This is a genomic window from Bacillus sp. DHT2 (genome assembly GCF_026241455.1).
GTDB classification, from domain to species: Bacteria; Bacillota; Bacilli; order Bacillales; family Bacillaceae_G; genus Bacillus_A; species Bacillus_A pseudomycoides.
On sequence record NZ_JAPHWH010000042.1, the window covers coordinates 1 to 8,087 of the forward strand.

Sequence of the window (8,087 nt, forward strand, 5' to 3'; positions counted from 1 at the left end):
TCATCCTGAGCCAGGATCAAACTCTCCAATAAAGTTAGTTTGTCTAGCATCTAAAATAAAAATTGACGTTTCACGTTGTTTGTTTCGTTCAGTTTTCAAAGAACTTGTTTGCCGCTCATTTGCGACTCCCTTATGTTAACACTTTCATGTTTCAATGTCAACTAAGTTTTTTATTTCGTTTGTCGCGTTCTGCGTTGTTGCTATCGGCGACTCGTATAATATTACACTTCAATATACTAATCGTCAATACCTTTTTTAAATATATTTAATCCACTCTTTTTGCATCAATATATTATGAGAAAAAACACATTAAAATTTCAATAGATAGAAACAAGAGCGTCCCTTTATCTAGTAATCTATTTCTCCAAGTAACATTCAAAATTATATACTTCCGTTTCACAACACTCTTATTCAAACTATCTTTGGGGCGCTCCCCTTATATTCAATCACTCATAATCTCCCTCTTCTCGATTCCATACATCCTATTCCTTTCATCAAAACTAATAACCTTACTTTAATAATTAATAGTATATAATTAGATAGCTATTGTATTTTTTTATTACCGAGCCATACTACAACCTTTGTTTATACAAATTATACTATTAATAAAACTCTATTAGAAGCAGGTGACAATATGGAAGATATCCGTGTACTTATAGCAGACGATGAAAAAGAAATACGAGATTTATTAAAAAAATATCTAGAACGAGAATTATATACAGTAGATATCGCTATAAATGGCGAAGAAGCACTTCATTTATTTAATCAAAATAAATATAATCTGATCATACTAGATCTCATGATGCCTAAGATTGATGGTATCGAAGTATGTAGAAGACTTAGGGATAAAACAAACATCCCAATACTAATGCTTACTGCTAAAGATCATGAAGTGGATAAAATTTTAGGTCTCAGCATAGGGGCAGACGATTATATCACAAAACCTTTTAGTATTCATGAAGTGGTCGCTAGAGTAAAAGCTCTTATGAGGCGTTTTTTCGTGTTAGGGAGTAACACTAGCACGCAGGACAAAACACTCCTAACATTTAAAGGGCTAACAATTGATGTGAAAAAGTACACAGTTAACGTAGATGGCACAGAAATCTCTTTAACCGGAAAAGAATTGGAATTATTGAAGTTTTTTACTTTAAACCCTGAACAAGTTTTTACAAAAACACAACTCTTCCGTAATGTTTGGGATAGTAATTATATAGAAGATGATAATACCGTTATGGTGCACATTCGAAAGCTTAGAAAGAAAATCGAGGCTGATCCTTCAAATCCTAAATTCATCCAAACCGTCTGGGGCATCGGTTATAAATTTGTAGGTGAGAAGCATGAAGAATGATAAAGTTCTGTATCTTCTTCTATTGCAACTTTTAGCAATCACGGTACTCCTATTTATAGATATAAGTAACAATCAATTAGAAACAGGAAGATTAGCTTTATTTATTGCACTCTTCATTATGACAATCAGTCTTTTCTTTATAAGACTTCATTTTATCGAAAATCGAAAATCCATGGTTACCGGATTAAAACGTGCTATCAAGGGAAATACACATACAAGACTCTATACAAATAACGATCATTCATTGGATGAAGTAATTTTTTCTACAAATGAATTAATAACCGCGCTAGAAAAAGTACAAATTGAAGCTGTAAAATCTCATGAATCTAGAAAACAGCTCCTATCTAGTATTTCGCATGATATCCGGACACCCCTTACTTCTATTATTGGCTATGTTGATGCTTTAAAAGATGATATTGCTACTTCAGAAGAAGAGAAACGAGAATATCTTGAAATTATTTCAAAGAAATCAAGCAACTTAAAACAATTAGTTGATGAAATATTTAATATGGCCAAGCTAGATGCAGATGAATTTCCATTGAAGGAAGAGCCTCTCAATTTTGCTGAAATTGCTAGAGAATCTTTAATTGAATTTTTACCTGAACTAACAAAACATGATTTAGAGTTACAAGTTAGCATCCCAGAAACACCTTGTCCCGTTACAGCAGATTATCTTAGCCTTATACGAGTTATAGGTAACCTCATGAAAAATGCTATATATTACGGAAAATCCGGAAAGATAATAGGAATAAAACTCTTAGAGGCCACTAATGAATATCAGCTGCTTATTTGGGATAAAGGACCTGGAATTTCAAAACATGATTTAAATAATGTATTTGAGAGAATGTACCGAAGTGAACAATCAAGGAACCATTCTCATGGCGGGAGTGGTCTAGGACTCGCTATCGCTAAAGCTCTCGTAGAAAAAAACGGCGGGAAAATATGGGTAGAAAGTATTCCGTGGGAAAGAACCACATTTGGATTTTCTATCCCAAAACAAACCATTTTTAAGAAACAGTTAAGAAATGATTAAGTAGCAGTTAAATCCTCCTTTTTATCATGTAATTAAGAGCTTATGGAAAGCAGGTGTTTCAAAATGAATGCAATTATAAAGACAACAAATCTCACTAAGATTTATGGCAAACAAAAATCAGTAGATAATCTAAATATAACTGTAAACCAAGGAGAGATTTACGGATTTATCGGGCGAAATGGTGCTGGTAAAACGACTACAATTCGAATGCTACTAGGATTAATAAAACCTACAAGTGGAAAAATCGAAATATTCGGAGAAGATTTATTTCGGAATCAAAAAGAAATTTTAAGGAGAATCGGTTCTATCGTTGAAGTGCCAGGGTTCTATGAAAACCTAACTGCAAGAGAGAATCTATTAATTAATGCAAAGATAATCGGGGTTCATAAAAAGAATGCGATTGGAGAAGCACTAGAAATTGTAGGCTTGCAGAATGAAACAAAAAAGCTAGTAGGAAAATACTCTTTAGGGATGAAACAGCGGTTAGGAATTGCAAGGGCTCTTCTCCATTATCCAGAACTGTTAATATTAGATGAACCAACTAATGGTTTAGATCCAATTGGTATTAAAGAAATGCGAAAGCTCATTAAATCTTTAGCACAAGAAAGAAATATAACGATATTAATTTCCAGCCATATTTTAGCTGAAGTCGAACAGCTAGTCGATCATATGGGAATTATTCATGAAGGAAAGTTATTAGAGGAAATTGCTCTTGATACACTTCGAAAAACAAATCGGAAATACTTAGAATTCCAAGTAAATAACGATAATAAAGCTGCAATGTTGTTAGAAAACCAATTCCATATTTCGGATTATGAGGTTCATGATGAAGGTAACATTCGCGTCTATTCCCATTTGGGACAACAAGGACAGATTAATAAAACATTTGTCCAAAACGATATCGAAGTATTAAAAATTATGATGAGTGAAGATAGATTAGAAGATTACTTCACCAAATTAGTTGGAGGTGGAACAATTGGTTAATCTACTATACACCGAACTATTAAAATTAAAACGTTCTAACATGTTCTTAATTAGTATTATTGGAGCAGCTGTGGCACCTTTTATGGTAGTAGTAGCTTCATATGTACACATAAAAACAAAAAATCCTAATCCAACTATACTATTTGATAGACTGTTCTCTGATGTCAACCTATATACTGTTTTAATAATTGGAATCCCCCTATACGGTGTAGTGACTGCTTATCTCTTTAACCGCGAATATACGGAAGATACATTAAAAAATCTATTAACCATTCCTGTATCACGTATTAACTTTATTATAAGTAAATTCATCCTCCTATTTGTTTGGATTATGATGCTAACTATAGTTGCTTGGGGACTAACTTTATTATTAGGATTATTAGGAAACTTCTCTGGCTTCAGTAGCTCATTACTTCTGCAATCTTTAATAAAATTTTTAATGTGCGGCGGATTTCTTTTTATTTTATCAACCCCTATTGTACTGCTAACCCTTGCAATGAAAACTTATGTTCCGCCTATCATATTAACAATCGTTATAACGATGATAAATGTTATGACTGCAAACTCAGAGCACAAAGATTTATTTCCTTGGGCAGCAACAATCGATATAGTAAATAACGAACTGCAACCAACATATCCTCCGGAATATTCATATATCATCATTGCAGCTACATCTATTATCGGCTTTATCACAACAATATTCTATTTTAAAAAGGTTGATATTCATTAATCTAAGTAGATAAATCAGGAATTTTATTAGTAGATACGTCATGTACCACTTAAAATCAGGCTTTTATTAAAAGTCGTTCCCACACCTCTCTTTTGTTCCCCCTGGTAATTTTGAGGTGTGGGTCTAATTTCCGGTTATATGGATTATAAACACTCCCTATAAAAGATTTCAACCACTTTGTCATCTATTATTACCCACAGACAGGAGCTATTAAAGATGAATAAAAAGAAGATACTCTACCATTACCTTTCTATCAGTTTTTTAATACTAGTCTTTCTTATCCCATTTTCACAAATTAGCTTTGCTGAAAGTGAACAAACTAAAGAACAACGCATACAACAAATTGACCAATTTATTAAAGAACAACAAGAGCTTAGTCAAATACCAGGAATATCAGTAGTCATTGTCGAAAAAGGAAAAACTGTTTATCAAAAAGGATTTGGGTACGCAGATTTAAAAACAAAAAAGCCCGTGAATGAAGATACTTTATTTGAGCTAGCTTCAACAAGTAAAGCTTTTACAGGTTTAGCTATTTTACAATTAGAAAAAGAGGGCTTACTAAAAAGAACTGACGATATCACAAAATTTTTACCATGGCTAAAATTAACTTATAACGATAAACCAGTAAATATTACTTTAAATCATTTGCTTTATCAAACTAGCGGAATACCTTCTACCACTATTAGCGATATTCCCATCAGTACAGAAAATGATGCACTAGAAGCAACCGTCAAAACATTACAACACACAAAATTGGATCATAAGCCAGGAAGCTCTTTTGAATACGCAACTATTAATTATGATATTTTAGGACTTGTAATTGAAAAAGTGACAAAAAAGCCATATGAAGTTTATATGAAGCAAAACATCTTAAACCAAATTGGAATGAAAAATTCATTAGTAGGCTACTTACAAGGACAATCCAATGAGATGGCTACTGGGTATAAATTAAGATTTATGAGACCATATGCATATACACAACCTATCTATCGTGGTAATACACCCGCAGGTTATGTTATCAGTAATACAAATGATTTAGCAAAATGGATGAATCTTCAATTAGGAACTGAAACAAACGATTCTATTGATCCACAACTAATTTCGGATTCACATATCCCTGATAAGACAGTGAAACCAGTTGCTAATAATAGCTACTATGCCAGTGGATGGGTTGTTTTACAAAAAGACAAAAAAATTTTATTCCATGATGGAGAAAATCCAAACTTTTCGTCTTTTATTATAATGCAGCCGGATGAACAAACAGGTGTAGCGGTGTTAGCAAATATGAAAAGTACATTTACTACATCAATTGGTCAAGGTGTTATAGATCTCTGGAACGGAAATAACATTTCCGGTACACAGCAAATAGATAGCTTTCAAAAGGTAGATAAAATAGCAACCATAATATTCATTGTGACAGCGTGCTTAAGTATATTATTTATAATTTTAACCATAAGACTTATAAGAAGGTTATTACAAAAACGCCGAAATTGGACTTTATTAAACAAAAAGAAATTCATATTATTTCTCATAAATATATGTGTCGTTGCAGGGGGACTACTATTCTTTTTAAAACTCCCAAAAATACTACTTGGAGCACCTTGGTCGTTTATTACAGTATGGGCTCCCGTTACAGTTACACTAACAATGTATAGCTTTATAACAGTTATAATTTTATATTCTATCTATACAACTTTAATGTTTTTTACTAAAAAAGAAATGAATAGATTTATTTCTTAACATTGTATTTCATAGATAGCTTTTCATTAATATTTTGTATAGGAGTGAAATTATGAGCGATACAATTATTGCCTTCATACTCGGGATTGTAGAAGGACTAGCAGAATTCCTACCTATTTCTTCTACTGGGCATCTTATACTAGTAGGACACTTATTAGGTTTTGAAGGAGAAAGAGCAAAAACATTTGAGATTGTCATACAATTAGGAGCAATTTTAGCTATTGCTGTTTTATATCACAAACGCCTTGTTTCCTTATGTAACATTAAGCCTCTCTTGCAGAAAGAGAAAAAATTCAATGCACTACATGTTTTCCTAGGTGTATTCCCAGCTGTAGTTGCTGGCTTACTATTACATGATGTAATCAAAACATACTTATTTCAGCCATATACTGTCGTTATCGGACTTGTAGCAGGAGCTATTCTTATGATTTTTGCAGAAGTTAAAAAACCTGAAGCTACCTCTTATTCATTAGATGATTTAACATATCGTCAAGCATTAACAATTGGATTATTTCAATGTTTAGCGGTATATCCTGGTTTTTCAAGAGCTGGATCCACAATGTCTGGAGGATTGTTAGCAAAAGTAAATTATAACGCTGCATCAGAATTTTCTTTTCTTATCGCTCTTCCTGTCATGGTTGGTGCAACAGGTCTAGACTTATTAAAAAGTTGGGAACATTTAAGTATAGATGATATTCCAATGTTTGCAGTAGGATTTATTACTTCTTTTGTAGTAGCAATGTTGGCAGTAGTAACTTTTTTAAAGTTACTAGCAAAAATCGGTTTAAAGCCATTTGCCTATTACCGCATTTTGTTAGCCATTGTGTTCACTCTCTTCGTATTGCTCTAACTATAGAAAGATCACCTATAAAAAGACAACAACTAACCGATATTCCTATGGAAGAATCGGTTAGTTGCAATTATACCACCCTAACAGACGTACCTTCTTCATTTTGACGAAAAGATACGTTAAACAAGCTCCCCATAAAAAGCGTTGGTTTTATTACTCGAAATAAATTATCTAATCTTGAAAACTTAGGTAGTCGTTTAAAATGGCTTGACTTCTTTATTCCGAATATTCTTTAATATTATTATAGAGGTTTATAGGAAAGATAGATGAGCAGAACCTTATGGCAATGAATTATGTATTAGACTATATAATAGAGAAATAGGTGAATGATACAAATGAACCAATTAGCACAAAAGTATTGGGATGAGTATTGGAAGGAAAGTGAAAAACCTCAATCTGTCAGTGCATGGCAGTTCGGAGCATCTCCTGACTATCTTGCTCAATTAGTAATTGATGGCGTGAAAACAGCAACATGCTCTGGTCATATCTTCTATGAACTAGACAATGAGCCGCTTCCTACGACAAATGATTATAGCATTATCTTAAATAGCCAGGATGAGCCTGTAGCCATTATTAAAACAATAGAAGTAACTGTAACACCAATGAATGAAGTTCCCGAAGAATTTGCCATTGCAGAAGGCGAAGGTGATCGAACTTATGACTACTGGAGAAAAGCACATATAAAATTTTTCACAGAAGAGTTACACAAATTTGGACGTGAATTTTCTGAAGACATGTTACTCGTTTGTGAGCGCTTTAAACTCATTGATATCAAAAGATAAACATAGCTACTATTCACACCCAAGCCCATCATCTATGATTCGAGAGATACATATAGATGATGGGCTTATGTTATTATCTCTAACTTGGAGAAAAGAAGCCGTATGAAGGACTGCAAAAAAATATAAACAATATTTACATATACAAAACATTTTTGCAGAGCATCTCACAAACTTGTCATTCTGTAGAGGAAGCTACACAAACTATCAATGCTTCTCCAGAACAATTCGTCAAAAATATTTGTATGATTCTGAGCAATCACTTCTAGAGTAGGTAAAGCATTACATATTGAGAGGCCACGGTTAGCCACCGAGCAAGAAGTGTTAGAACATACAGGATATCCAGTTGGTGGAGTACCTTCATTCAGAATTAAAATCTATTTTTACTGGAGGCGTTTCTCCGTACTCTTTAGTAAAAATAAAAATTGAGGATATGTTAAAAGTGAATAGAGGAAAATTATTTGCATACGGAAATAGGTATTATGTTATTAACCACAAAAAACCTAAGTCGAAACGACTTAGGTTTTTGCTTGGCGACGTCCTACTCTCACAGGGACAAGGTCCCAACTACCATCGGCGCTAGAGAGCTTAACTTCCGTGTTCGGTATGGGAACGGGTGTGAC

At 33.3% G+C, this 8,087-nt stretch carries 8 protein-coding genes and 1 rRNA gene; 8 read left to right on the forward strand and 1 reads right to left on the reverse strand.

Annotated features, from left to right (window positions below; translation table 11 throughout):
* Window positions 1–634 precede the first annotated feature (634 nt).
* From ORL93_RS30405 to ORL93_RS30440, 8 genes are all read left to right on the forward strand, one after another.
* Entirely contained in the window at window positions 635–1,348 is a 714-nt protein-coding gene (locus ORL93_RS30405) for a response regulator transcription factor (RefSeq protein ID WP_265960302.1), read from the forward strand.
* A complete protein-coding gene (locus ORL93_RS30410; RefSeq protein WP_265960303.1) occupies window positions 1,338–2,381 on the forward strand; it encodes a sensor histidine kinase in 1,044 nt (347 codons plus the stop codon). The genes ORL93_RS30405 and ORL93_RS30410 overlap by 11 nt, the downstream gene beginning before the upstream one ends.
* 63 nt (window positions 2,382–2,444) lie before the next feature.
* A complete protein-coding gene (locus ORL93_RS30415; RefSeq protein WP_097795775.1) occupies window positions 2,445–3,365 on the forward strand; it encodes an ABC transporter ATP-binding protein in 921 nt (306 codons plus the stop codon).
* Window positions 3,358–4,095 (forward strand): ABC transporter permease, encoded by a 738-nt coding sequence (locus ORL93_RS30420; protein WP_265960304.1) that lies wholly within the window; start codon window positions 3,358–3,360, stop codon window positions 4,093–4,095. The genes ORL93_RS30415 and ORL93_RS30420 overlap by 8 nt, the downstream gene beginning before the upstream one ends.
* Window positions 4,096–4,311: 216 nt before the next feature.
* The gene (locus tag ORL93_RS30425) at window positions 4,312–5,835 is read left to right on the forward strand and encodes a serine hydrolase domain-containing protein (RefSeq protein ID WP_265960305.1); all 1,524 of its coding nucleotides are present in this window, start codon (window positions 4,312–4,314) and stop codon (window positions 5,833–5,835) included.
* 52 nt (window positions 5,836–5,887) lie between these two features.
* Complete coding sequence (bacA, locus tag ORL93_RS30430; protein ID WP_006093183.1) at window positions 5,888–6,685, forward strand: undecaprenyl-diphosphate phosphatase; 798 nt, start codon at window positions 5,888–5,890, stop codon at window positions 6,683–6,685.
* A gap of 335 nt (window positions 6,686–7,020) precedes the next feature.
* A complete protein-coding gene (locus ORL93_RS30435; RefSeq protein ID WP_018783680.1) occupies window positions 7,021–7,467 on the forward strand; it encodes an ASCH domain-containing protein in 447 nt (148 codons plus the stop codon).
* A 285-nt stretch (window positions 7,468–7,752) separates the two neighbouring features.
* On the forward strand, window positions 7,753–7,893 hold the full coding sequence (locus tag ORL93_RS30440; protein WP_482762602.1) for a hypothetical protein: 141 nt from the start codon (window positions 7,753–7,755) through the stop codon (window positions 7,891–7,893).
* A 99-nt stretch (window positions 7,894–7,992) separates the two neighbouring features.
* Here ORL93_RS30440 and rrf read toward each other — a convergent pair.
* Window positions 7,993–8,087 (reverse strand): 5S ribosomal RNA (gene rrf / locus ORL93_RS30445); the annotation flags it as partial.

What these genes read in the sequence shown, in the direction of transcription:
- ORL93_RS30405 (WP_265960302.1), top strand. Translation starts at nt 635, where the DNA reads ATGGAAGATATCCGTGTACTTATAGCAGACGATGAAAAAGAAATACGA.
- ORL93_RS30410 (WP_265960303.1), top strand. Translation starts at nt 1,338, where the DNA reads ATGAAGAATGATAAAGTTCTGTATCTTCTTCTATTGCAACTTTTAGCA.
- bacA (WP_006093183.1), top strand. Translation starts at nt 5,888, where the DNA reads ATGAGCGATACAATTATTGCCTTCATACTCGGGATTGTAGAAGGACTA.
- ORL93_RS30415 (WP_097795775.1), top strand. Translation starts at nt 2,445, where the DNA reads ATGAATGCAATTATAAAGACAACAAATCTCACTAAGATTTATGGCAAA.
- ORL93_RS30435 (WP_018783680.1), top strand. Translation starts at nt 7,021, where the DNA reads ATGAACCAATTAGCACAAAAGTATTGGGATGAGTATTGGAAGGAAAGT.
- ORL93_RS30425 (WP_265960305.1), top strand. Translation starts at nt 4,312, where the DNA reads ATGAATAAAAAGAAGATACTCTACCATTACCTTTCTATCAGTTTTTTA.